Annotated in this window: 21 protein-coding genes and 1 tRNA gene; 10 read left to right on the top strand and 12 right to left on the bottom strand. The window is 71.7% G+C overall.

The window, feature by feature from the left end; translation table 11 throughout:
* Positions 1–5 precede the first annotated feature (5 nt).
* The 7 genes from Q0444_RS11045 to glnT form a co-directional block, all read right to left on the bottom strand.
* On the bottom strand, positions 6–1232 hold the full coding sequence (locus Q0444_RS11045; protein ID WP_291082780.1) for an FAD-binding oxidoreductase: 1227 nt from the start codon (positions 1230–1232) through the stop codon (positions 6–8).
* A 26-nt stretch (positions 1233–1258) separates the two neighbouring features.
* On the bottom strand, positions 1259–2509 hold the full coding sequence (locus tag Q0444_RS11040; protein ID WP_291082783.1) for an allantoate amidohydrolase: 1251 nt from the start codon (positions 2507–2509) through the stop codon (positions 1259–1261).
* 109 nt (positions 2510–2618) lie between these two features.
* Positions 2619–3275, bottom strand: a complete 657-nt coding sequence (locus Q0444_RS11035; protein ID WP_291082787.1) for an XRE family transcriptional regulator — start codon at positions 3273–3275, stop codon at positions 2619–2621.
* Positions 3276–3346: 71 nt separating this feature from the next.
* Positions 3347–4729, bottom strand: a complete 1383-nt coding sequence (locus Q0444_RS11030) for an FMN-binding glutamate synthase family protein (protein WP_299023238.1) — start codon at positions 4727–4729, stop codon at positions 3347–3349.
* 42 nt (positions 4730–4771) lie between these two features.
* Positions 4772–5548, bottom strand: a complete 777-nt coding sequence (locus Q0444_RS11025; protein WP_291081266.1) for a protein glxC — start codon at positions 5546–5548, stop codon at positions 4772–4774.
* 38 nt (positions 5549–5586) lie between these two features.
* A complete protein-coding gene (locus Q0444_RS11020; RefSeq protein WP_299023237.1) occupies positions 5587–6483 on the bottom strand; it encodes a glutamine amidotransferase in 897 nt (298 codons plus the stop codon).
* 38 nt (positions 6484–6521) lie between these two features.
* On the bottom strand, positions 6522–7940 hold the full coding sequence (gene glnT, locus Q0444_RS11015) for a type III glutamate--ammonia ligase (protein WP_291081269.1): 1419 nt from the start codon (positions 7938–7940) through the stop codon (positions 6522–6524).
* Between the two features lie 301 nt (positions 7941–8241).
* On the opposite strand from glnT, the gene Q0444_RS11010 reads away from it, so the two are divergent.
* A complete protein-coding gene (locus Q0444_RS11010; protein WP_291081271.1) occupies positions 8242–9549 on the top strand; it encodes an ammonium transporter in 1308 nt (435 codons plus the stop codon).
* A gap of 143 nt (positions 9550–9692) precedes the next feature.
* Here Q0444_RS11010 and pntB read toward each other — a convergent pair whose 3' ends face one another.
* The 3 genes from pntB to Q0444_RS10995 all read right to left on the bottom strand — a co-directional run bounded on the left by pntB (position 9693) and on the right by Q0444_RS10995 (position 13216).
* Positions 9693–11117: a Re/Si-specific NAD(P)(+) transhydrogenase subunit beta gene (pntB, locus tag Q0444_RS11005; protein WP_299023236.1), complete on the bottom strand. Its 1425-nt coding sequence runs from the start codon at positions 11115–11117 to the stop codon at positions 9693–9695.
* A 3-nt stretch (positions 11118–11120) separates the two neighbouring features.
* A complete protein-coding gene (locus Q0444_RS11000) occupies positions 11121–12743 on the bottom strand; it encodes a Re/Si-specific NAD(P)(+) transhydrogenase subunit alpha (RefSeq protein WP_291081277.1) in 1623 nt (540 codons plus the stop codon).
* 387 nt (positions 12744–13130) lie between these two features.
* Positions 13131–13216, bottom strand: a tRNA-Leu gene (locus tag Q0444_RS10995).
* Positions 13217–13418: 202 nt separating this feature from the next.
* Here Q0444_RS10995 and Q0444_RS10990 point away from each other — a divergent pair.
* From Q0444_RS10990 to pknB, 7 genes are all read left to right on the top strand, one after another.
* Positions 13419–14288, top strand: a complete 870-nt coding sequence (locus Q0444_RS10990) for a DUF3662 and FHA domain-containing protein (RefSeq protein WP_291081279.1) — start codon at positions 13419–13421, stop codon at positions 14286–14288.
* 85 nt (positions 14289–14373) lie between these two features.
* Positions 14374–14832 (top strand): FHA domain-containing protein, encoded by a 459-nt coding sequence (locus tag Q0444_RS10985; RefSeq protein WP_291081281.1) that lies wholly within the window; start codon positions 14374–14376, stop codon positions 14830–14832.
* A complete protein-coding gene (locus tag Q0444_RS10980; RefSeq protein WP_291081283.1) occupies positions 14829–16274 on the top strand; it encodes a PP2C family serine/threonine-protein phosphatase in 1446 nt (481 codons plus the stop codon). Before Q0444_RS10985 ends, Q0444_RS10980 begins: the two co-directional genes overlap by 4 nt.
* 2 nt (positions 16275–16276) lie before the next feature.
* On the top strand, positions 16277–17725 hold the full coding sequence (locus tag Q0444_RS10975; RefSeq protein WP_291081285.1) for an FtsW/RodA/SpoVE family cell cycle protein: 1449 nt from the start codon (positions 16277–16279) through the stop codon (positions 17723–17725).
* A gap of 7 nt (positions 17726–17732) precedes the next feature.
* The gene (locus Q0444_RS10970) at positions 17733–19205 is read left to right on the top strand and encodes a penicillin-binding transpeptidase domain-containing protein (RefSeq protein WP_291081287.1); all 1473 of its coding nucleotides are present in this window, start codon (positions 17733–17735) and stop codon (positions 19203–19205) included.
* A complete protein-coding gene (locus tag Q0444_RS10965; RefSeq protein WP_299023235.1) occupies positions 19202–20704 on the top strand; it encodes a serine/threonine-protein kinase in 1503 nt (500 codons plus the stop codon). The genes Q0444_RS10970 and Q0444_RS10965 overlap by 4 nt, the downstream gene beginning before the upstream one ends.
* The gene (pknB, locus tag Q0444_RS10960; RefSeq protein WP_299023234.1) at positions 20701–22728 is read left to right on the top strand and encodes a Stk1 family PASTA domain-containing Ser/Thr kinase; all 2028 of its coding nucleotides are present in this window, start codon (positions 20701–20703) and stop codon (positions 22726–22728) included. Before Q0444_RS10965 ends, pknB begins: the two co-directional genes overlap by 4 nt.
* A 15-nt stretch (positions 22729–22743) precedes the next feature.
* Here the strand turns inward: pknB and Q0444_RS10955 are convergent, their stop codons facing one another.
* Positions 22744–23424, bottom strand: coding sequence for an aminodeoxychorismate/anthranilate synthase component II (locus Q0444_RS10955; protein WP_291081295.1), 681 nt, complete (start codon positions 23422–23424; stop codon positions 22744–22746).
* 88 nt (positions 23425–23512) lie between these two features.
* Between Q0444_RS10955 and crgA the strand changes: the two genes are divergently transcribed.
* Both crgA and Q0444_RS10945 read left to right on the top strand, forming a co-directional pair.
* A complete protein-coding gene (crgA, locus tag Q0444_RS10950; RefSeq protein ID WP_291081296.1) occupies positions 23513–23779 on the top strand; it encodes a cell division protein CrgA in 267 nt (88 codons plus the stop codon).
* 336 nt (positions 23780–24115) lie between these two features.
* Positions 24116–24586 carry a PH domain-containing protein gene (locus tag Q0444_RS10945; RefSeq protein WP_291081298.1) on the top strand — a complete coding sequence of 157 codons (471 nt, stop codon included), beginning with the start codon at positions 24116–24118 and terminating at the stop codon, positions 24584–24586.
* Here Q0444_RS10945 and Q0444_RS10940 read toward each other — a convergent pair.
* Positions 24576–25310: a rhomboid family intramembrane serine protease gene (locus Q0444_RS10940; RefSeq protein WP_291081300.1), complete on the bottom strand. Its 735-nt coding sequence runs from the start codon at positions 25308–25310 to the stop codon at positions 24576–24578. The two genes, Q0444_RS10945 and Q0444_RS10940, sit on opposite strands and share 11 nt — an antisense overlap.
* Positions 25311–25542 lie beyond the last annotated feature (232 nt).

Below are 25542 nucleotides of genomic sequence, written 5' to 3'. Positions count from 1 at the left end.
CCGGATCAGCGCATCTCGCCGGCACCCACGTACGGGTTCAGGCTCGTGGTGAGGTGCCCCTCCGAGAACCGGGAGAACCGGCAGTCCGCCGGGTCGACGCCCCTCATCGTCGTCGTCCCGTCCAGGAGCAACTCCGCGGCCAGCCGACCGACCGCGGGCGACATCTTGAACCCGTGCCCGGAGAAGCCCACCGCGAGGAACAGGCCCTCGAGCGGGGACGGCCCGATGATCGGGTTGTAGTCCGGGGTGGTGTCGTAAGCCCCCACGTAGCTGCCGGTGATCGCAGGGTCCGGCATACCGGGCAGGCGGTGCATGAGCCGCTCCACCACCTTCTCCACTGTCGAGGCGTCGGCGCGGTTGGAGTAGGAATCGGGGTCGACGTACTGCGGTGAGTGGTGGTCGGAGTTGCCGGCGAGGATCTCCCCGTTGGGTTCGCGGCACAGGTACTGCAGACCCACCAGGTCCGACAGCGTGGGCACCTGCCCGAGCGGCTCCCCCTGGTCCACCAACACCAGCTGCGCGCGCTGGGCCCGGACCGGGATGTCGAGGCCGACGGTCGCGCCGAGCTGCGGGGCCCACACCCCCGTCGCGAGGATCACCTGCTCGGCGTGGACGCGCGCCCCGTCGGCGAACTCCGCCCCCACGACCCGGCCGTCGTGCCCCTGCAGCAGCGCCGTGACCCGGGAGCCCTGGCGGACCCGGACCCCCCGGCGGCGGGCCGCGGCGGCGAAGGCCATGCCGGTCATGTACGCCTCCCCGCGGCCACCGCGCGGTTCCCAGGCCGCAGCCGCGACGTCGTCCACGTTGAGGCCGGGCCACAGCTCCGCCATCCGGTCCGGGGGGATGAGCTCCGTCTCGATCCCGAGGCTCTGCTGCATGGCCACGTTCGCACGGAGGGGTACCACGTTCTCCTCGCCGACGATCACGGCGTATCCGCACTGCCGGAAGGCCATGTCGTCGCCGAGCAGCTCCGTCGCGTTCTCGAACACCGGGATGCTGTGCCAGCTCAGGGCGGCCATCGTGGGCGAACCGTAGTGGCAGCGGACGATCCCGCTGGACTTCCCGGTCATCCCGGAACACAGGGTGTCCTTCTCCACCACCAGCACGTCGGTCTCGCCGCGCTCGGCCAGGTTCCAGGCGATGGACAGCCCCTCGAGGCCGCCGCCGATGACGAGGAACCTCACCGTGTGGGCGGACGTGGCGGTGTGGGTCGATGTCGCGGTGTCGGTCATGGGAGTCGCTTTCTCGGTACGGCCGGTCACCCGGCGGTGGTGTGTGGGGCGGTGGTCAGGAGACCGGCGAGGACGTCGGCCAGGGCCTCGGCGCCCCGCTCGGCGTCGCGGTCTTCCACGTGTTCCGCCGGGGAATGGGACACCCCGGACGGGTTGCGGACGAAGAGCATCGCGGTGGGGACGTGTGATGCCAGTACGCCGGCGTCGTGACCGGCGCCGGTGGCCAGGACGGGTACCCCGGGCAGCTCGCCCAGGAGTCGCTCGCGTAGGCCGGCGTCGAACCCCACCGACGCGCTGAGCGACTCCTGCACGATCGTGCTCTCGCACCCCTCGCGGGCGGCCGCCATCGACGCCGCCTCGGTGATCTCCGCGACGATCCGGGCGGTGACCGCGTCATCGGGGTGCCGCACGTCCAGCCAGAGGTCGACCCGGGAGGCGATGACGTTGGTCCCACCCGGCGTGGGCACGATCCGGCCGACGGTGGCCCGGGCTCCCCGGTACACGTGGGCGATGCGCCGGACGTCGAGGACGGTGCGGGCGGCCGGGATCATGGGATCCCGCCGGTCCGCCAGGAGGGTGGTCCCGGCGTGGTTGCCCTGGCCGGTGAAGGTCAGCCGCCACCGCCCGTGGCCGATGATCGACGACGCCACCGCGACCGGGCTGTCCAGGTCGATCAGGCCGCGTCCCTGTTCCACGTGGAGTTCCACGAAGTGGCCGATGCGGCCCAGCGCCTCGTCGTCCCGGCCGAGGTGCGCGGGGTCCAGCCCGTTGGCCGCGCACAGCTCGGCGAAGGTGGTCCCGTCGTCGTCCGTGAGCGACGCCGCGACCGCCGGGTCCATCGCACCCGTGAGCAGCAGCGACCCGAGGCAGGCCCGCCCGAACCGGGACCCCTCCTCCTCGGGGAACACCGTCAGCGCCAGCGGGCGTCCCGGCCGCAGGTCGCGGGCCCTGAGCAGGTCCACCGCCACCAACGCGGACGCCACCCCGAGGGGACCGTCGAAGGCGCCGCCCCCGGGCACGGAATCGAGGTGGCTGCCGGTGACGACCGCGTCCTCCAGCGGGTGTCCCTCCGGGTTCCACCAGGCCCAGATGACGCCGTTCCGGTCGGTCTCGGTGTCCAGGCCGCGGGCGGCGGCCTCGGACAGGAACCAGTCGCGCAGGTCCAGCTCGGGGGTGGAATAGACCGACCGGCTGTATCCGCCGCGGGTCGGATCGGTGCCGACGTCCGCGATCGCGGACATCAGCGAGGTGACGGTGGTGGTGACCGATGCCGTCATGGCGGGCTCCTCGGGGTGTGGTGGGTGGAGACGGGTGTGCCACAGCCCCCGCGGGGGTCGTGTGTGGGTGGTGAGTGGTGAGGTGGCGGCTCGGCGGAGCCGGGCGCACTCAGCCGTCGACGTTGTCGGGGTAGGCGGTGACCGAGAGGAACCGGATGGGAAGCTCGAGCATCGCCACCGGGCCGTGGACGCCCTCGCCGTCGAGGAGCAACGAGTCCCCCGGCCGGAGTCGGTATTCCGCCTCGGCGTGGTGGTAGATCATGTCGCCGGACAGCATGTAGAGCAGCTCGGTGCCCGGGTGTTGGAAGCGGGGGTGCGTCTCCGATTCCGCCGTCAGGGTCACCAGCACGGGCTCGATGCGCTTGTTCGGCCCCCGCAGTGCCCCGAGCAGTTCGTAGTCGTGTCCCGCCGCGGTGCCCCGGCCGACGATCGTGGCGCCCTGCCCGTCGGCGGTGAACACCGCGTCGCGCTTGGTGTCCGCCCCGCGGAGCAGGGACGTGACCGGGACGTCGAGGCCGGCGGCGAGCTTGGCGAGCATGCTCAGGGAACTGGACGTGTGGGCGTTCTCGATCTTCGAGAGCATCGCCTTGGAGATCCCGATCCGCTGCGCCATCTCGGCCACGCCCAGGCCCTCGGCCAGACGCAGCCGGCGGACGTGGAAGCCGATGATCCGCTCGAGATCGCTGCCGGTGGGCACGTCCACCGGGAGCTCGCGCTGAGCCTCCTGGTGGACGACCCTCCGCGCGGTCTCCGGGTCCGTCCCCATTCCCCCGACGGTAGCCGGGGTGTCCTGATGGTGGAAGTCGACCCCGACCCCGACCGCCGACACGGCGGTCACTACAGATCCCGGCCCGCGCGGCCGGGGATCCAGTCGGTCCCGGCCAGCGGCACCCGCGCCATCGCCGCGGCCTCCATCGTCAGCGCGACCAGGTCGTCGGGTTCCAGGTGCGTCAGGTGGGACTTCCCGCAGGCCCGGGCGATGGTCTGCGCCTCCATCGTCAGCACGTGGAGGTAGTTGGCCAGGCGCCGGCCCGCGGCCTCCGGGTCGAGCCGGGCCGCCAGCTCGGGGTCCTGGGTGGAGATGCCGGCGGGGTCGCGCCCGTCCTGGAAGTCGTCGTAGAACCCGGCCGCCGAGCCCAGGGCGCGATACTCCTGCTCGTAGCGGGGGTCGTTGTCGCCCAGGGCGATGAGCGCGGCCGTCCCGATGGCCACCGCGTCCGCGCCCAGGGCCATGGCCTTGGCCACGTCGGCACCGGAGCGGATACCCCCGGAGACAATGAGCTGCACCTTCCGGTGCATGTCCATCTCCTGCAGCGCCTGCACGGCCTGGGGGATCGCCGCGAGCGTGGGGATGCCCACGTGTTCGATGAACACGTCCTGTGTGGCCGCGGTTCCGCCCTGCATGCCGTCCACCACCACCACGTCGGCACCGGCCTTCACCGCGAGCTTGACGTCGTAATAGGTGCGGGTGGCCCCGACCTTGACGTAGATCGGCTTCTCCCACCCGGTGATCTCCCGCAGTTCGAGGATCTTGATGGTCAGGTCGTCGGGGCCCGTCCAGTCCGGGTGCCGGCACGCCGACCGCTGGTCGATCCCCTTGGGCAGGGTCCGCATCTGCGCGACCCGGTCGGAGATCTTCTGGCCCAGGAGCATCCCACCCCCGCCGGGCTTGGCACCTTGCCCCAGCACCACCTCGATGGCGTCGGCCTTGCGCAGGTCCGTGGGATTCATTCCGTATCGCGAGGGCAGGTACTGGTAGACCAGTGTGGAGCTCTGCCCGCGCTCCTCGGCCGTCATCCCGCCGTCACCGGTCGTGGTGGAGGTTCCGGCCGCGCTGGCGCCGCGCCCCAGCGCCTCCTTGGCCTGCGCGGACAGGGCCCCGAAGCTCATCCCGGCGATGGTGACGGGGATGTCCAGGTGCAGGGGCTTCGAGGCGAACCGGGTGCCCAGGGTGATGTCGGTGTCACAGCGCTCGCGGTAGCCCTCCAGCGGGTACCGGGACATCGACGACCCCAGGAAGAGGAGGTCGTCGAAGTGCGGGAGCTCGCGCTTGGCACCCCAGCCCCGGATGTCGTAGATCCCCGTCGCCGCGGCGCGCTGAATCTCGTGGATGACCTGGCGGGGGAACGTGGCCGACTCGCGCAGCACGGGGTCGTTTCCGGCGGGCCGTGCCTGGGTGGGGGTGGACTGGTCGAAGCGGGTGGGTCCGTCGAACGGCATGTCGGGCTCCTGTCGGGGAGGGCGGGGAGGTGGGATGTGCGATCAGTACGCGGAGGCGTTGTCCACGTCGAAGTTGTAGAGCGTCCGCGCCGAGCCGTACCGACGGAACTCGTCGGTCGAGACCCCGGTGACGCCCGCCCGGTCGAGAACCTCCTCGAGCTCCGCGTGATGCTCGGCCCGCATGCTCTTCTCCACGCAGTCCGCGCCGAGGGAGGCGACCTCTCCCCGGACGTAGATGTGCACCTCGTAGAGGGAGTCGCCGAGCGCGTCGCCGGCGTCGCCCAGCACGACGAGCCGTCCGGCCTGGCCCATGAAGCAGCTCATGTGACCGATGGACCCCTCGACCACGATGTCGACGCCCTTCATCGAGATGCCGCACCGGGCACCCGCGTCCCCGCGGATCACCAGCAGGCCGCCGTGGGCCGTCGCGCCGGCCGACTGCGACGCGGAGCCGTTGACCCGGACCGTGCCGGACATCATGTTCTCGGCGACCCCGACCCCCACGTTCCCGTCGACCGTGATGTCGGCACCGTCGTTCATCCCGGCGGTGTAGTACCCGGTGGGCCCGTCGATCACGACCTCGTCCGCCGTGTCGAGACCCACGGCGAGCGCGTGCGCACCCCGGGGTCGGGTGAGCACGAACCGGCCGGTGCCGTCGGACGCCTGGAGGACCCGGTTGGTCTCCCGGAGTCCCGCGGCCTGGACGTCGATGGTGCGCACCGGCGTGGTGGGCACGGCGGCGGCGGGGGCGGACGTCACGGCCGGCTCGGGCGGTCCGAGGGTCGTGAGCCGGACGGTCTGCTCTGGGGTGACGGTCATCGTGCTTCCTTCGTGGTGGGGGCGGGGGCGCGGGGGGTTCAGCGGTGCCAGTGGTAGATCCGGCCCGGCTCGGGTTCGTAGAGGTGGGCGTCGGCGATGCCCGGAAGGTGAGCCAAGGCGCGGTACTCGGACGCCATGGCCACGTAGCGGTCGGTCTCGGCGATCACCGCGGGTTTGCAGGCGATCGGGTCGCGGACCACCGCGAACTCCTCGGCCGTGGACACCAGCAGCGTGTAGAAGCCGTCGAGGACCCGGGACATCTCCTCCAGCGCCTGGTCGATCCCGGCGCCCAGCGCGATCTGTTCGGCCACGAAGCGGGCCGCGACCTCGGTGTCGTTGAGCGTGTCGCAGTGGACGTCCCGACGGGCGAGCTCCCTGCGCACCGAGGCGTGGTTGGAGAAGGAGCCGTTGTGCACGATGCACTGGTCGGGGCCCACGGAGAAGGGGTGCGACCCGGCCGGGGTGACGGCGGACTCGGTGGCCATGCGCGTGTGGCCGACGCCCTGCCACCCGGAGGCTCCCGGCAACCCGAATCCGGTCGCCAGGTCCAGGGGCAGGCCGACGCCCTTGAGAACGGCGAGCTCGCTGCCCATCCCCACCAGCACGACCTCCGGCGCGGCGGTCCGCAGTGCGGACGCCAGCGTGTCCGCGTCGGTCTCGGCGGACAACAGCACGGTGGCACCGATCTCACGACCCCGCACCGCCGTTCCCAGCCGGGAACCGACGCGGGTGGCCAGGTCGGCCGCGTCCACGTCGTCTGCCAGCACGGTGACGGTCGCCGAGCCCGCCGGCGTCCAGTCGGGGTTCCCGTAGACGGCCACACCGGCGGAGTCCGAACCCCGGTCGGTCATCTCGCCGAGCATGGTGGTGAGCAGGTCGCCGAGCCGGGGCTCGAGGTCCGGGTCGCGAAGGTGGAGTCCGACGATGCCGCACATGATTTCTCCTGGGTGGGTGGGTGGGTGGGGAAGGGGGGTCACAACGCGGTGAGGTACTCGTCGATCTCCCACTGGGTGACGGTGTTGTGCCAGGAGATGAACTCCTCGCGTTTGAGATCGGCGTAGTACTCGGCCACGCCGCCGCCGCCGATGTCCAGCGCGGCGCGGACCACCTCGTCGCGCCCCATCTCCTCCACCGCGTGCAGGAGGGTCGGCGGGAGCGTGTGGGTGGCCCCGGTGACCGTCGCCGGCATCCCGGGATCGAGTCCCCGCCGAACCCCGTCCAGGCCCGCGGCGAGTTGCACGGCCACGGCGAGGTAGGGGTTGGCCGATCCGTCGCCGCCGCGGAGCTCGACCCGGTTGCCGTCGGGAACCCGCAGGTAGTGCGTCCGGTCGTTGCCGCCGTAGGTCGCGTCGGTGGGCGACCAGGTGGCCCCCGACGCGGTGGTGCGGGCACCGATGCGCTTGTAGGAGTTGATCGTGGGGCACAGGACCGCGTGCATCCCGGCGGCGTGGGCGAGTATCCCGGCGATGAAGCCGTACGCGGTGGGGGACAACCCCAGTCCGTGCGGATCGTCGCCGTCCGCGGGGAAGACCGGGAGGCCGTCCCGCCACAGCGACATGTGCAGGTGCATCCCGGACCCGGTGCGGTCGGAGAACGGCTTGGGCATGAAGGTGGCGATCATGTCCCGCTGCTCGGCGAGCATCGAGATGATGTAGCGGAGCGTCATCACGCGGTCGGCGGTGACCATCGCCTCGTCGTAGGCGAAGTTCTGCTCGAACTGCCCGTTGCCGTCCTCGTGGTCGTTGGCGTAGTTGGACCACCCGAGCGCGTTCATCGCATCGGACACCCCGGCCAGGTGCTCGTACATCCGCGTGACCCCGCGGGCGTCGTAACAGGGGTGGCTCTCGTCGTCCTTGGGGTCGGCCGTGCGCAGCGACCCGTCCGCGTTCTTGCGGACCAGGAAATACTCGACCTCCGCGCCCACCTTGAGGTCGAGCCCGTCGGACGCGGCGTCGGCCAGCATCCGCCCGAGGATCACGCGTGGCGCGAAGCGCCACGGTTCGCCGCCCACCCAGGGGTCGCAGTGGACGAGGGCCAGCCCGGGCTTGATGAAGTCCAGGGTGGTGAAGGAGCGGGGGTCGGGGACGACGAGGAGGTCCGGGTCCATGGGCCGTTGGCCGATCGCATCGGCGGCGTATCCGGCGAACCCGAGCTCGCCGGCCTCCAGCTGATCCACCGCGGACGCCGGGACCAGCTTCGCGCACGGCTTGCCCCGGAGGTTGGTGAAGACGGCCAGCACGAATCTCGTCCCGGTGTCGGCGACGAGCCGGGCCAGGGGGCCCGGCGCGATCTCGGGCCGGGGTCCGGGGGCCGCGGGCCGGAACGCCGTCGACACCGACGAGCCGTTCCGGCGTCCGTGGACCTCGGCGGAGGGGTCTGCGGTGACTGTCATCGGATTCTCCTGGGGTGGGCATCTCACGTGCCGTTTCTGGTTGGTAGTCACAACCTACTGACACGAAACCGGTGGTGGGTTTCCGCGACGTTACGACTTCTCCGGCCCGAGACTGCCTATCCGACAGACGTTCTCACTGAAAAATTGGCCGACCGGCCGACCGGGTCCGCACCGGGCCCGACACGGTAACCCGATGGAAACGCGCGCGACACCCGGAGGAAAGCTCGTCGGGATCACACTGTGAAACGCAAGTTCCTCTTAGATCGCCGCTACGGAGTGGCCTCACAGAAATGAGAGACAGATGGACGTAGCCATTGCGGCGGCCGACACCGCCTGGGTGCTCGCCGCCATGGTCGCGGTGGCCTTCATGGTCCCCGGCCTGGCCCTGTTCTACGGCGGTATGGTCAGCATCCGCAGCACGCTCAACATGATGATGATGACGATCGGCGCGGTCGCCGTCATGGCCGTGCTGTGGGTGCTGGTCGGGTACTCGCTCACCTTCGGCAACTCACTCGGTGGTGCCGGGCTCCTCGGTAACCCGCTCGAGTATCTGGGACTGGCCGGCATCATGGCCGAGCCCGAGACCCCGGGCCTTCCCCCCGCCCTGTTCGCCGGGTTCCTGCTGCTCTTCGCGGGGATCACCGTGGCGCTCGTGGCCGGTGGCGCGGCGGACCGGATGAAGTTCTCCACCTGGTTGGTCTTCTCGGTCGCGTGGCCGCTGCTGGTGTTCTTCCCGGTGGCCCACTGGGTGTTCGCCTTCGACTCCGAGGACGGGTCCGTGATCGGCGGCTGGATCGCCAACAACCTGGGTGCGATCGACCTCGCCGGTGGTACCGCCATCCATATCAACGCGGGCGTCGCGACGCTCGCCCTGGTCCTCGTGCTCGGCCGGCGCGCCGCGTTCCCCGCGGTGAGCAGGCCGCACAGCGTGCCGTTGACGTTCCTCGGCGCCGGCATGCTCTTCGCCGGCTGGATCGGGTTCAACGCCGGTTCCGCGCTCGTCGCGGGCAACACGGCCGCGGTGGCCGCGCTCAACACCGTCGTCGCGGGCCTCTGCGGCGCCCTGGCCTGGATGATCACCGAGCAGGTCCGCGCCAAGCACCCCACCACCCTCGGTGTGGCCTCCGGCCTGGTGGCCGGCCTCGTGGGCATCACCCCGGCCGCGTCCTCGGTCAGCCCCCTCGGCGCCATCGCGATCGGCCTGATCTGCGGCGTGGCCTGTCACTACGCCGTGGCGCTGAAGTACCGCCTCGGCTACGACGACTCGCTCGACGTTGTGGGCCTGCACATGGTCGCGGGCATCATCGGGACCCTGCTCATCGGAGTGATCGCCGATCCCGCCTCCCCCGTCGGTGAGGCCGGGTTGTTGTTCGGCGGCGGGTTCGGGCAGCTCGGCGCCCAGACGCTGGCCACCCTCGCGGTGGTCGCCTACTCCTTCGTCGTGACACTGCTCATCGCGCTCGTCCTGGACAAGACGATGGGCCTGCGTGTCACCGAGGAGGACGAACTCGAGGGACTCGACAAGGCCTACCATCGCGAGATGGCCTACTTCCAGGACGGCCTCGGTACCGACGGCTCGGCGGTCGACACCGCGAGCGCGAGCACGTAGCCCCAGGCTCCCGGCGCCCCCCGGGTTGCGCTGCGGGTTCGGTCCGAACCCGCAGCGCGGCCCGGGGTTTTCCGAGCACAGCGCCAGCGCAAACCCGGGGGGCCAGGGCCCGGGGCGGGGGGCGGGGGGCGGGGCAGTCCGGTCTAGCGGGCCGCTCCCACGGGCTGGTCCTTGAGCGCGGCCAGGATGTCGTCGACCCGGTCCTTGGCGTCGCCGAACAGCATCTGGGTGTTGTCGCGGAAGAACAGCGGGTTCTGCACCCCGGCGTAGCCCGCGGCCATGGAGCGCTTGAACACGATCACGTCGGTGGCCTCCCACACGTGGAGCACGGGCATCCCGGCGATCGGGCTGCTCGGGTCCTCGGCGGCGTCCGGGTTGACGGTGTCGTTGGCGCCGATCACCAGGACGACGTCGGTGCCGGCGAAGTCGTCGTTGATCTCGTCGAGCTCCAGGACGATGTCGTACGGGACCTTGGCCTCGGCCAGCAGCACGTTCATGTGGCCGGGCAGGCGCCCGGCCACGGGATGGACGGCAAAGCGCACGTCCACGCCCCGCTCCCGCAGGATGCGGGTGAGGTCGGCCACCGGGTACTGCGCCTGCGCCACCGCCATGCCGTAGCCCGGGGTGATGATCACCGAGGACGCGCCCGCGAGCAGTTCGGCCGCACCGGCGACGTCGATCTCGCTGTGCTCCCCGTGGTCCTTGCCCTCGCCCGAGGGGGCCTCGATGCCGAAGCCGCCCATGATGACGGAGAAGAACGAGCGGTTCATGGCCTTGCACATGATGTAGGACAGGTACGCACCGGACGAGCCGACCAGGGCCCCGGTCACGATGAGCAGGTCGTTGCCCAGCAGGAAGCCCGTCGCCGCGGCGGCCCAGCCCGAGTACGAGTTGAGCATCGACACCACGACCGGCATGTCGCCGCCGCCGATGGAGGCCACCAGGTGCCAGCCCAGCGCCAGGGCCAGGGCGGTCACCACGATGAGCATCCACAGGGCCGGGGAGATGACGAACCACACCGTCAGCGCGACAAAGGCCACGAGGATCCCGGCGTTGATGAGGTTCTTGCCCGGCAGCACCAGCGGCGAGGACTTCATCTTCCCGGACAGCTTGAGGTAGGCCACGATCGAGCCGGTGAGGGTGACGGCACCGATGAACACGCCGATGAACACCTCGGCGTGGTGGATGCCCAGCAGCGACCCGGTCAGCTCACCGTGGAGGTTCGGCTCGAGGTAGCCGTTCCAGCCCACCAGGACCGCGGCCAGTCCGACGAAGGAGTGCAGCAGGGCGATCAGCTCGGGCATCTCGGTCATCTGCACGCTGCGGGCCCGCAGCAGCCCGATCACCGCGCCGATGAGCACGGCCACCACCATCAGGACGATGCCGATGGTCGCGGGCTTGTGGTCGATCACCAGGGCGACCGTGGCCACCAGCGCCAGCGCCATGCCGGAGATACCGAAGGTCAGGCCTCGGCGGGCGGTCTCGTGCTTGGACAGGCCCGCCAGCGACAGGATGAACAGCAGCGCGGCGACCAGGTAGGCCGCATTCGCGGCGGTCTCGATGGTCATCGGTCAGGCTCCCTTCGAGAACATGGCGAGCATGCGGCGCGTCACGGCGAAACCGCCGAACACGTTGATGGACGCGACGAGGATCGCGATGGTGGCCAGCGCCAGGCCGAGGGTGTTGTCGATGCCGATCTGCAGCAGCGCACCCACGACGATCACGCCGGAGATGGCGTTGGTCACCGACATCAGCGGCGTGTGCAGCGCGTGGTGGACGTTGCCGATGACGTAGTAGCCGATCACGATCGCCAGGACGAACACCGTGATGTGGCGCGGGATGTCGCCCGGCGCCACGGCCGTGAGGACCAGCAGCAGCGCCATGCCCGCGGCGATCATCGCCAGCTTCGCCCCGGCGGACATCGTCTTCTTCTCCGCCGGCGGCTCCGCCCGCACGGCCGGGGCCGCGGCCGGCGCGGCGCTGACCTGCACCGGCGGGGGTGGCCACATGACCTCCCCGGCACGGGCCACGGTCACGCCGCGCTGGACCACGTCGTCCAGGTCCAGCGCCCACCGCCCGTCCTTGCCCGGGGTGACGAGCTTGGCCAGGTTGACCAGGTTGGTGCCGTACAGCTGCGAGGCCTGGGCGGGCAGACGGCCGGCCAGGTCGGTGTAGCCGATGATGGTCACGCCGTTCTCGGTCACCACCACCTGGTCCGCCACCGAGCCCTCGACGTTGCCGCCCTGCGCGGCGGCCATGTCCACGATGACCGAGCCCCGCTTCATCAGCGCGACGTCGGCGGCAGTGATCAGACGCGGGGCAGCCCGGCCCGGGATGAGCGCCGTGGTGATGACGATGTCCACGTCTGCGGCCTGCGCCGAGTACAGCGCCGCCGCCGCGCGGTCGTACGCCTCGCTGGTGGCCTTGGCGTACCCGTCCGAGGAGACTTCCTTCTCCTCCTCCGGCACCTCGACCGGCAGGTACTCGCCGCCGATCGACTTGACCTGATCGGCCACCTCGGGCCGCGGGTCGGTCGCCCGCACGATCGCGCCCAGGCTGCTCGCCGCACCGATCGCGGCCAGACCGGCCACCCCAGCGCCCGCCACGAGGACCTTGGCCGGCGGAACCTTGCCCGCGGCGGTGACCTGGCCGGTGAAGAACCGGCCGAAGTGATGGGCGGCCTCGATCACGGCGCGGTAGCCGGCGATATTGGCCATCGAACTCAGAACGTCCATCGACTGCGCGCGCGAGATTCGCGGCACCGCATCCATCGCCATCGCGGTCACCCCGCGCTCGGCCAGCGCGCTGACCAGCCGCTCGTTCTGGGCCGGGGCCAGCAGGCCCACCAGCGTGGCGCCGGACCGGAGCCGGGCCACCTCGGCCTCGGTCGGCACGGCCACCTTGAGAACCACGTCGCTGCCCCACGCCCGGTCACCGGAGACCAGCTCGGCCCCGGCCCCCGCGTAGGCGGCATCGGCGAACCCGGCGCGGGTGCCGGCGCCCTGCTCCACCACGACCCGGTACCCGAGCCCGATCAGCTTCTCCACGGTGGCCGGCGTCGCCGCCACCCTGTTCTCGCCCGGGTTGGACTCCGCGACCACACCGATCACGGCGCTCTCGCCGGCTGTCGTGTCGATCGACTCGCCGGGCGCGGGCGCCGTCTTCTCTGGGATCTGTTCGAGGCTCGAGGCCATTGGTGTTCCTTCGTACAGCGTGTTGGAGAGCCGGTACCCCGCGTACCGGCTCCGATGATCACGGCCTTGTCGGCCGTTGTCCTTTCCACTCCCGGCACACCGCCGTACCGGGCTCGCTCTCGAGAACGATCTAGTTCAGAGCCAGCGATGAAGCTCAACGGGCGGGAGGGTGGCCCCGGCTTCGTCCCGCCCATAAGGCGGAGTCCTCCGGCCCGGGCGGGGGTGGCGCCGCGGGAGCCCAGAGGACAATGACGCGAGCGTACGTGACGACCACCTCACCCACGAAAATCTGTGATCCGGGTCACCAAGCGCGTGATACCCCGTAAATGCACGAAGGCCGGCCTGTCGGCCGGCCTCGCTGGCGATCGAGTCGGACCCGACTCGCTCTGGTGGGCGAAGGGGGACTTGAACCCCCACGTCCCGAAGGACACTGGCACCTGAAGCCAGCGCGTCTGCCATTCCGCCACTCGCCCGAGTAACGCCCGCATACGTTAACACGGTCCGATCGGGCCGCACTAATCCGCTGGTGGGGGTCTTCGGAGTGGGCGCCCGGCCCGCCGGCCGGCCGCTTCCCGCGTGCTTACCACCGCCCGCGCCTCTATGATCGACCGGATGCCGCCGTGTGGTGGCGTCGACAGACCGTGCCCGGGCGGCCGAGGGGAAGGGAGGCGAGGCGTGGGATTCGTGAGCAAGTTCGAACGCACCCTGCAGGGCGCCGTCGGCGACGCGTTCGCCCGTCTCTTCGGGGGCAAGGTCGTGGCTGCCGAGGTCGAGGCCCAGCTGCGCAAGCAGGCGGAGGCCTCCCTCAAGGTGGCCGACGGTCACCTCTTGGTGTCCAACAGCTACACCATCACCCTGGCCCGGTCCGACTACGCGTCGTTCACCGAGGACGAGGCCCTGGCCGTGAAGACCTTCTCCCGCCACCTCTCGGACCACATCTCCGACCAGGGGTGGGAGACGTACGGCCCGGTCGCGGTGACGTTCGTCGAACGCGACGACCTCCACACCGGGCAGATGCGTATAGACGGTGTCGTGGACCCCGACGCCGTGCCGTTCCACATCTCGGCCGCCGCGCCGGTTCCGGGGCCGGGCCACCCGGCTCCGTCGTCGCCGAACCGCGTCCCGCCGAGCGCGAGTCAGGAGAACAACCACGTGCAGGCACCAGCCTCCAACTATCCCGTCGCCGCCCGGTCCGGTCAGGGCACCGGCTGGGGCGGCCCGTCGGACGCCCCCACCCGGATCACCCCGGGCCGTTCCTCACTGACCGTGACGCTGCACCTCGACGACGGCTCCGGCCGCACGTTCCGCCTCCAGCGGGGGTCCAACCTGCTCGGTCGCGGCCAGGACGCGGCGTTCCGGCTCCCGGACACCGGGGTGTCGCGCCAGCACGCCGACATCCGCTTCGACGGCCGGGAGGCGGTCCTCACCGACCTCGGCTCGACCAACGGCACCACGGTCAACGGCGGCCCCGTCCAGGACTGGCAGCTGGCCGACGGGGACGTCATCCGGGTCGGACACTCGGAGATCACCGTCCGGTTCGACTAGCCTCGACACGACAGACCCCGGGAACCGTCCGGGACGATCGGCCGTCGCCTGTGGTGACCCGAGCCACGGAGGGGAGGACGAACTCGTGCAGGGACTCGTTCTGCAGCTCTCCCGCGGCCTCCTGCTGGCCATGCTGTGGCTGTTCATCTACCTCACCCTGCGCGCGCTGAAGACCGACGTCTTCGGCAACGTCGGGATGCGGTCGGCCGGGCAGGGCGAGCGTCGGGGCGGCCTCCTCGGCCGGGGCGACAAGACCATCCGCCACCTCGTCGTGACCCAGGGGGCCCTCTCCGGGACCCGCATCACCCTCTCCGAACAGCCGGTCCTGCTGGGCCGCGCGGACTCGTGCACGCTCGTGATCGACGACGACTACGCCAGCAACCAGCACGCCCGGCTCTCCCCCCACGGACCCGACTGGTTCCTCGAGGACCTGGGCTCGACGAACGGCACCTATCTGGACAGATCGAGGGTGACGACCCCGGTCAAGGTGGCCGCCGGCACGCCGATCCGGATCGGCAAGACCGTGATCGAGCTCCGGACGTGACCCCCGCCCTCGTCTACACCGCGCGCTCGCACCTGGGCATGGTGCGGGAGAACAACGAGGACTCGGCGTACGCCGGCCCCCGGCTTCTCGCGCTGGCGGACGGCATGGGCGGTCACGCCGCCGGCGAGATCGCCAGCCAGTTCGTGGTGGCCGCGCTGGCCAGGTTGGACGAGGACGAGCAGGGGCAGGACCTCACCGCCGCGCTCACCCGGGCGCTGGGCGCGGGCAACGCGGCGATCGCCGCGCACGTGGACGCCCACCCCGAGACCGACGGCATGGGCTGCACGGCCACCGCGCTGCTCTTCGACGGCCGCCGCGTGGGGCTGATCCACGTGGGCGACTCCCGCGCCTACCTCCTGCGCGACGGCGTGCTCACCCAGATCACCAAGGACGACACCTTTGTCCAGTCCCTCGTCGACCGCGGGGAGCTCTCCGCCGACGAGGCCCACACCCATCCCCGGCGCTCGCTCATCCTCAAGGCGCTCACCGGTGAGCCGGTGGAGCCCACCGCCGTCATCCGCGAGGCCCGCATCGGCGACCGCTACCTGCTGTGCTCGGACGGCCTGTCGGACCCGGTGAGCGCCGAGACCATCGGGGAGACGCTCGGCACCGGGACCGTCGAGGTCGCCGCCGACCGGCTGGTCCAGCTCGCGCTGCGGTCGGGCGGGCCGGACAACATCACGGTGGTGGTGGCCGACGTGCTCGACTCCCCCCGCGACGCGCCGACCCTCCCCGTGGTGGTGGGCGCCGCGTCGTCCGACGAGGCGGGCGTGGTGGACCCCGCCGCCGATCCCCACTCCGACACCGCCGCCGGCAGGGCCGCCGCGTTCTCCCGCGCCCAGGTGGCCTCGCAGAACGGCGAGTCCGCCCCCGCGGACGCGGGTGCGGGCGGGCGTGGGACCGGATCCGACGACGACGAGGCGGACCCCGCCGCCCCGCGCGGCACCCGCTGGCGTTTCGCGCTGAGCGTCGTCGGGGTCCTGGTCCTGCTCGCCGGGATCGTCGGCGTGTCCGCGCTGCTCGTCAGGAGCAACTACTTCGTCACAGAGCAGGACAGCCAGGTCGTGGTCAAGCGGGGCATCTCCGGGGAGGTCTTCGGACTCTCGCTCGCCTCGGTCAGCCAGAAGGCGTGCCTCACCCAGGACGGGACCCTGACGATGCACGACCCCGACGCGATCCCCGCCGGCTGCGACGTGTTCACGCTCGGCGATCTCCGCGAGCCCGCCCGGGAGACCGTCCGCGCCGGGCTGCCGTCGGGCAGCCTCGCCGAGGCGAACGCACAGGTCTACCGGCTCGCGCAGGACAACCTCCTGCCCCCGTGCGAACCCACGCGGCGGGCGGGTCGGGAGGCCGGGGCGACCCCCTCGCCGTCGTCGCCCCCCACCTCCGCCGTGCCCGAGCCGGTGCCGGTGCCCGGCGAGGACTGCCGGGTGGTGAGCTGACCGTGTCCGCCCCCTCATCGGATCCCCGGCAGCAGGCGATCCCCGACCGGCCCCGCCGCGGCAAGGAACTCGTCCTGCTCGTGGCCGCCTCGGTGATCGTCGGGTTCTCCCTGCTGCTCGTCCAGCTGGCCCAGGAGCAGGAGCTCTCGCTCTCGCTGCTGTGGATCACCCTGGCGTTCCTCGGGCTCTCCGGTGCCGCCCACCTGCTGATCCGCTGGCTGGCGCCCTTCGCCGACCCCGTCCTGCTGCCCGCGGTCACCCTGCTCAACGGCCTCGGCCTGGTGCTCATCTACCGCCTGGACCTGGCCTACGCCGCGCGGGCGATCGCGAACGGGAACGACCCGCCGGGCATGGACGTGACCCGCCAGCTGCTGTGGACGTTCCTCGGGCTGAGCGTGATGGCGATGGTGCTGTACTTCCTGCGCGACCACCGCGTGCTGGCGCGGTACGGCTACACGATGGGCCTCGCCGGGCTGGTCCTGCTGGCGATCCCCGCCCTGCTGCCCTCCCGGTTCTCCGAGATCAACGGCGCCAAGAACTGGATCATCCTGCCGGGCTTCACGCTCCAGCCCGGCGAGTTCGCCAAGATCCTGCTCATCATCTTCTTCGCCTCCATCCTCGTGGAGAAGCGGGAGCTGTTCACCACCGCCGGCAAGCGCGTCCTGGGGGTGGACCTGCCGCGCGCCCGCGACCTCGGGCCGATCATCGTGGCGTGGTTCCTCTCGCTCGGCGTCCTGGTCTTCAACACCGACCTCGGCATGTGCCTGCTGCTGTTCGCGACCGTGCTCACCATGCTGTACGTGGCCACGGAGCGCGTGAGCTGGCTGCTCATCGGCGTGGTGCTGGTGGCGATCGGCGGGGTGCTCGCCTACGGACTGTTCGGGCACGTGCGGGTGCGGTTCCAGATCTGGCGGGACCCCTTCGCGTTCTTCGACACCGGCGGGTACCAGAGCTCGCAGGCCCTGTTCGGGCTGGCCTCCGGCGGGATGGGCGGCACCGGGCTCGGCAACGGCCGGCCCGACCAGGTCCCGTTCGCGGGCACCGACTTCATCACCTCGACCATCGGCGAGGAGCTGGGGCTCATCGGCCTGGCGGCCGTCCTCATGGTCTACGCGATCCTCGTCCTGCGCGGGATCCGGGTGGGCCTGACCATCCGCGACAGCTTCGGCAAACTCGTCGCCGTGGGCCTGGCGTTCACCATGGCCTTCCAGGTGTTCGTGGTGGTCGGCGGCGTGACGACCCTCATCCCGCTCACCGGCCTGACCCTGCCGTTCATGGCCTACGGCGGGTCGAGCCTGCTGGCGAACTACGCGCTGCTGGCCATCCTGCTCCGGCTGTCGCACGACGCCCGCCGGCCGATGCCCACCCCCCGCCAGGCGCCGGCGCTGGCGGAGGCCGCCACCGGCATGATGAGCAGCCCCCTGCTGTCCCGCTTCCGGGCCCACGGGTGAGCGCCGGATGAACGCCGCCATCCGCAGGGTCGCTGTGGCCGCCATGGTCATGGTGGTGGCGCTGCTGCTCCAGCTCACGTGGATCCAGGTCTTCCGCGCCGACGATCTGCGCGCCGACCCCCGCAACACCCGGATGCTCCTGGACGAGTACTCCCGGCAGCGCGGCCAGATCACCGCGGGCGGCCGCGTGCTGGCCCTGTCCCTACCGGGGGACGGCCGCTACAAATACGTCCGCACCTACCCCACCGACCCGGTCGCCTTCGGCCCGACGGTCGGGTACTACTCCCTCCAGTACGCCACGTCCGGGATCGAGCAGTCCCAGGACGCCTTCCTCAACGGGTCGGACTCGCGCCTGCTCTCCCAGCGCATCTCCGGCCTCATCTCCGGCCGCACCCCGCAGGGCGGATCGGTCGAGCTGACACTGGACCCGGTCGCGCAGCAGGTCGCCTACGACGCGCTCCGGCGGGGCGCCGGCCAGGGCTCCTTCGTGGGATCCGTGGCGGCGGTCCGCCCCTCGACCGGCGAGGTGCTGGCGCTGGCCTCCAGCCCGTCGTTCGACCCCAACGCGCTGTCCAGCCAGGAGCAGACCGTCCGGACCGAGGAGATGGAGCGGATCGAGCAGAGCGCCGACCGGCCGTTGCTCAACCACGCCACGCAGCAGTCGCTACCCCCCGGTTCCACCATGAAGGTCATCACCACCGCCGCGGCGCTCGAGCAGGGCATGGGCCCGGAGACCCCCGTCTCCGGCGCCGACCGCACCCTGCTGCCCGGCACCTCCACCTATCTGCAGAACTACGCGGGCCAGACGTGCGGGGGCGGGACCGTCACGCTGCGCAGGGCGTTCGAGCTGTCCTGCAACGTGCCGTTCGTCGAGCTCAGCCAGGAGATCGGGGCGGAGGCGTTCACGGAGATGGCGGAGCGATTCGGGATCGACGGGCGCCCACCCGAGGACTTCGCGATCCCCGTCGCCCCGTCCGGCCTCGGCCGGATGGACGACTCCGCCCAGCTGGCGATGAGCGCGATCGGCCAGAGCGACGTCCGGATGACCACCCTGCAGAACGCCATGGTCGCGGCGACCGTCTCCAACGGCGGGGTCCGCATGGAGCCGCAGCTCATCAAGTCCCTGACGGCGCCCGACCTCTCGCTGGTCCAGGCGTTCACCCCCCGCGACGCCGGACGCGCGCTCACCGACGAGCAGGCCGGAACCCTCACCGAGCTCATGGTGGGGGCCGAGGCCAACGCCGGCGGCGGCCTGTCCGGGGTGACCATCGCCTCCAAGACCGGCACCGCCGAGCACGGCGTGGACTCCTCCGAGTCCATCCCCTACACCTGGTACATCGCGTTCGTCCCCGGGCAGGACGTGGCCGTGGCGGTGGCGATCGAGTCCGGACCCGGCATCACCCGCGACACGGTCGGTGCCACCTTCGCGGGCCCCATCGGCCGTGAGGTCCTGGGCGCCCTCCTCGGAGGCGCCGGATGAGCCTCAACTCGGGAGCCCTCCTGTCCCACCGGTACCGCCTGCTGCGCCTCATCGCCACCGGCGGGATGGGTCAGGTCTGGGAGGCCGACGACGCGGTGCTCGACCGCCACGTGGCCGTCAAGGTCCTCAAGGCCGAGTACTCCTCGGACCCGGAGTTCGTGGAGCGGTTCCGCTCCGAGGCCAAGGTCACCGCGAGGATCTCCCATCCCGGGATCGCGACGGTCTACGACTACGGTCAGATCGACGACCCCGCGTCCGGCAGCCCGCTGTCCTACCTGGTGATGGAGCTCGTGGTGGGCGAGCCGCTCTCCGACGTCCTCGCCCGCGAGGGGACGCTGCCGCTGCGGCACACGCTCGACATGCTCGAGCAGACAGGCCGCGCGCTCCACGCGGCGCACGCGATCGGCCTGGTCCACCGGGACGTCAAGCCGGGCAACATCCTCATCACGCCCACCGGTCAGGTCAAACTCACCGACTTCGGGATCGCCAAGTCGATGGGCGCCTCCTCCGTGACCCAGACCGGGATGGTCGTGGGTACCGCCCAGTACATCGCCCCCGAGCAGGCCATGGGGCAGGAGACCACCCCGGCCGGTGACGTGTACTCCCTCGGCGTGGTGGGCTACGAGTGCGTGTCCGGACGTCGACCGTTCATCGCCGACTCGCCGGTGTCGATGGCGATGATGCACGTCCACGACGCCCCGCCGCCGCTGCCCGACACGGTGCCCACCCCGGTCCGACGGCTCCTGGCGGGGGCGATGGTCAAGGATCCCGGCCGGCGCTACCCCGACGGCGGGGCCTTCGCCGACGCCGTCTCCGACGTGCGGGCCGGCCGCGAGCCCAGGCCGGCGACCGCGTCCCCCGCCGGTGCGGCGGCCGGCGGCGTGCTCGGCGCCGCCGCGGGCGCGGCGTCCGGTGCCACCGCGGCCACCACCGTGCTGCCCGACGAGCCACCCGGGGCCGGCGGGGCGGCGCGGCCCGACCCGACGCGGGCCTACACGCGGCACCTTCCCGGGCCCCCCGCTCCGTCGCCGGCCCGGTCCACCGCGATGCGCCACCAGGCCCCACCCGTCACCGCCCGGCCGGCCCGGCGGCGTGGCGGCACCGGATGCGCGGGATGGTTCCTGCTGGTGTTCGTCCTGGTGACGGCGCTCGCCGTGGCCGCGGCCATCGCGCTGTCCAACGCGGGCGCCTTCGGCCCCGGCGGCCTGTTCGGCGGCCCCACCGCGCCCTCGCCGACCAGGTCCGCCCCGCAGACCCCGACGCAGCAGGCTCCGACGCCGACCCCGACCCCGACACCGACCCCCACGCCGGAGCCGACGCCGACGCCGCAGCCCACCCCGAGCTCGCCGGTGGTCCCGCCGCCGCCGGACCTCCAGGACATGCTCGACTCGTTGACCTCCGAGCTCAACTCGCTCATCCCCCAGCAGGATCAGGGCACCAACGGGAACGCGCCGGCCGCCGCCGGTCGGAACAACGGCAGGGGAGGTGCCCTCGGATGACCACACCTCGTCTCCTGGCGGGCCGGTACGAGATCGGCGAGATCCTCGGATTCGGCGGCATGTCGGAGGTCCACCGCGGCCGGGACACCGTCCTCGGACGCGATGTGGCGGTCAAGATCATGCGGCCGGAGCTGGCGCGTGACGCGACGTTTTACCAGCGCTTCCGCCGCGAGGCCCAGAACTCGGCGTCGCTGAACCATCCCTCGATCGTGGCGATCTACGACACCGGCGAGGAGCACACCGCCGACGGTGACCTGCCGTACATCGTCATGGAGGTGGTCGAGGGGGACACCCTCCGCGACATCGTCAAGATGGACGGTCCCATGGAGATCGACCGCGCCCTCGGGGTGATGGCCGACGTCTGCGGCGCGCTCGACTTCTCGCACAAGAAGGGGATCATCCACCGCGACGTCAAACCGGCGAACATCATGATCTCCCGCGACGGCGCCGTCAAGGTCATGGACTTCGGGATCGCCCGGGCGGTGAGCGACTCGACGTCCACCCTCACCGCCACCTCGTCCGTCCTCGGGACCGCGCAGTACCTCAGCCCCGAGCAGGCCCGGGGCGAGACCGTCGACGCCCGCTCGGACCTCTACTCCGCCGGCTGCGTGCTCTACGAGTTGGTGGCCGGCGCCCCGCCGTTCACCGGCGAGTCCCCCGTGGCGGTGGCATACCAGCACGTCCGGGAGTCGCCGCGGCCCCCGTCGGCCGTCAACCCGGACGTCACCCCGTACGTCGACGCCGTGGTGATGCATGCCATGGCCAAGAACCCCGAGAACCGGTACACCTCCGCGGGCGACATGCGGACCGACCTGTTGGCCGTCCTGACCGGGGGTCGGCCGTCGGCGCCGCTCGTGCTGTCCGACGACGAGCTCGACGACGAGCACCGCCCCGACGCCCCCCACGGCTTCACCGGGGCGGGCTACGGCTCGGGCCGACCGGACTGGGGCCCCTCCGACGCCCCGACCGAGGCGCACCCGCTGCCCGGACCGGCCGCGGGCGCGGGCGCGGGGACCGCCGTCGCGGCCTCGCGGACCGCCGCCGCCCGGAACGGTGGCCCGGACGGTCGACGGGACCGGCCCCGCGGCGTGACGATCGCCGCGGCGGTCCTCATGGTCCTGGCCATGGTCGCGGGCGTGTCGATCTGGGCCACCTCGGGCCGCAGCGGCGACGTCGCGCAGGTCCAGGAGATCACGATCCCCGAGGTCGCCCAGCGCCCGGCGGGTGAGGTCGTCGCCGAGCTCACGGCCCTCGGGCTCGTGCCGGTCCAGATCCCCCGGCCCGACCCGCAGATCCCCGAGGGGCACGTGGTGTCCTCCGACCCCATCGCGGGCAAACGGCTGCCGGTGGGATCCGAGATAGTCCTCGTGGTGTCTACGGGCAAACCGATCCTCTCCGTGCCCAACGTCATGGGGATGTCGCCGGCCGACGCGCGCCGGACCCTCGAGCAGGCCGGGTTCCAGGTGACACCGGAGAACGAGGCCCGTCCGTCCACCGCGGAGGACCTGGACAAGGTGGTGGGGACCGATCCCGGGCCCGGAGCGCAGGTGCCCTCCGACCGGCCGGTCAGGCTCACCGTGGGTTCGGGTCCCGAGCAGATCCTGGTCCCGGGCGTCGTGGGCCAGCCCATCGACTCCGCCCGCGCCACGCTCGAGTCCGCCGGCTTCCGCGTGGACACCAGGCGCGTCGACGGCACCGCCCCGGAGGGCCAGGTGGTGGAACAGTCCACGTCCGCCGGGCAGTCGCAGCTCAAGGGCGCGACCATCACGCTCCAGGTCTCGGCGGGCAACCGCTTCCCCATGCCCAACCTGGTCGGTGACACCGTCCCGGACGCGCTGGCCGAGCTCGAGCGGGCCGGGTGGCGGGGCGGCCGCGCCCAGCTGGTCGAGCTGCCGCAGAACGATCCCGACCTCAGCCGGGTCGGCAGGATCTACTCCCAGCAGCCTCCGGTCGGCGAGGCCGGCGTCAACGACCAGGTGGTGGTGCGGGTGATCCGCTTCGGCCTCGTCCCCGGACCGGGCTGACCCGGCCGACCCGACTCACGCGAGCGCGGCGCCGCGGGCCCGGTCGAGCTCGGCCTCGAGACGTGCCACCAGCGTCTCGGACGGGCGCTCCCCGCACATCCCCAGCCAGGTGGCCAGCATCCGGTGGCCGCCGTCGCTCATCACGGACTCGGGGTGGAACTGCACCCCGTGGATGGGCAGATCCCGGTGCCGCATCGCCATGATCAGCCCCGACTCGGTCCACGCCGTGGGCACGAGCTCGGCGGGCACCGTCTCGGGCAGCACCGTCAGCGAGTGGTAGCGGGTCGCCGTGAACGGGCTGGGGATGCCCGCGAGCACGCCCGAGTCGTCGTGGGTGACCTGGCTGGTCTTACCGTGCATGAGCTCGGCGGCCCGGTCGACGGTCGCCCCGAACGCCTCGCCGATCGCCTGGTGGCCCAGGCATACCCCCAGCACGGGGACGCCGGCCCGCCCGCACACGCCGATGAGCGGGATCGTGGCCCCCGCCCGGTCCGGCGTTCCGGGCCCGGGGCTGAGCAGGACGCCGTCGTACTCCCGGATCACGCGCTCCAGCCCGGCCGGGTCGTAGCGGCCGTCCGGGCCCGCGAGTCTCTCGTCGTCGTTCCGCCACACGTCACACGCCGCGCCCAACTGCCCGAGGTACTGAACCAGGTTGTAGACAAAGCTGTCGTAGTTGTCGACCACGAGGATGCGCATAGATGCAGCGTACTGCCGTCCGCGGGATGAACGCCCGGCGCCGGGCTTGGTAGAGTGACCCGGACATCCCCCAGCAGTCGAGGACTCCATGCCCAAGTCAAAGGTCCGGTCGAAGACCGAGTACACCGACGCCGCCGTCAGCCGCACCCCCGTCAAGGTCAAGGGCACGCCGACGTCGCGCTGGTACCTCATCACCATGTTCGCGCTCATGCTCCTCGGGCTGGCGTGGCTGGTCGTGTACTACCTCGCGGGCGAGAAGATCCCGTTCATGGCCGACCTCGAGACGTGGCAGAACTTCGCCATCGGCTTCGGCCTGGCCGTGGTCGGACTGCTCATGACCATGAACTGGCGGTAGTACACCGCCTCTGCCGGACCGCGATTCACGGCAATCCACAGCGTTCTCCACAGGTCACCCCCCGCACACTGCGGGGGGTGACCTGCATTTTTCTCAGGATTTGACATCGGTGCAGGTCACACCGGTCGGCAAGCTGAGTGAGCGGCGTTCACCTGAGCCCGGCGGGCCCCACACAGGCTGTGGACAACTCCCTCCACACTGGGGATAACCACGAGGGGACGACGACGAGGACGACGTCGCAGGTCGGGGTCCCGTCGCTTCGAACGCGGATCGAACTCCACCGTTGTCATTCATCCACAGTGTGGATAACGCCTGTGGATGGGGGAGGATGGCGGCATGAGTGGTGGAGCGACGGCGGACGGTGCGCACCGGGCCGCGTCCTGGTCGCCGGGAACGGTGTGGCCGACGGTGCAGATCGCGCTCGGGATCGTGGCGGTGGTGGCCGGCGTCTCCACCGGGGACCCGCTGGGGCTCCTGCTGACCGGGCTGCTGGCGCTCCTGCTCATCCCCGCCGGCGCCCTCCAGTTGCTGCGCCGCCCGCGGATCGAGGTGGTGGACGGGCTGCTGGCCGTGAAGAAGCTCGGCGGGGTGCTGTTCGTGCCGCCGGCGCAGATGGTGGAGATCAGGACGCTCGGGGTCGCGCGGTGGGGGGTGCGCCAGCACCTGATGCGACTCGAGTACGTGGACGACCGCGGACGCGAGCAGCTCGACGTGTTCACGCGGGGCGACCTGGGGGCCGACCCGCGCGAGGTCGCGGAGGCCCTCATCGGGATGGGTTTCGGGGGGCCGGGCGAGCTCAGCCGGTGACGATGAACCCCAGGGTCATGGAGTCGGCGGCGTACCAGCCCGCGGCCGCGACGAGCGCCGCCACCACCACATAGCCGAGCCAGGACACGGTCTCGCGGGTCCCGCGGCCCGCGCGGGCCGGCAACCCGCGGGGCAGCACGACCAGCGCGAACGCCGCGAGCGCCCCCACCGCGAGGCCGCCGAGGTGCGCGGCGAGCGAGATCCCGGGGATGAGGAAGCTCACCACGACGTTCAACGCCAGCAGGATCCCGATCCCCCTGGCGTCCAGGCGCATCGACACCGCGACGATGGCGTACGCGCCCATCAGGCCGAAGATCGCACCGGACGCCCCGGCGGTGAGGGCGTCCTGGCCGAAGAACATCACCGCCACGGATCCGCCGAGCGCCGAAACCAGGTACAGCGCGAGGAACCGCGCGTGACCGATGCTGCGCTCGATCCCCATCCCGAGGATCCACAACATGTACATGTTGAGCAGGAGGTGCATCGGGCCGAAGTGCTGGAAGGCGGAGGTGAGCAGCCGCCACCACTCGTCCCGCACCACCACCACGGGCGGGTAGAGCGCGGTGGCCTCGAACAGCGGCGACGCGTTGTTGGCGAGGAGGCTGCGGGCCTGCGCCGCCGTGGCCGCGTAGACGGCGACGTTGGCCGTGATGAGCCACGCGGTCACCGGCTGGAGGCGGAAGAAGCGCGAGATGGCGCCACCGCCGTGGGTCTGGGTGCTCATGGGGTCCTGGCCGATCGGGCTGACAGACCGGCGGCGCGGGCCGGGGGGCCCCCGCCCCGCCCCCCCCGGGCGGGCGGGGGGGCCGTCCCGCGGGCGCCGGCTCCCCGCGGGCCGCCCGCCCAGCCGCGTTGGCGACGCCCGGCGCCCCCTGGGCCGACCGCGTCTCCACACGCTCGTCGGTGCCGGCGCGGCCGAGGTTCGTGCTGCTGATCGCCCGGCGGGAGAGCAGCCC

The sequence above is a fragment of the uncultured Dietzia sp. genome (assembly GCF_937873725.1).
Taxonomy (GTDB): Bacteria; Actinomycetota; Actinomycetes; order Mycobacteriales; family Mycobacteriaceae; genus Dietzia.
Note: the sequence above shows the minus strand (reverse complement) of the source record. Positions and strands in the feature narration are given on the sequence as shown.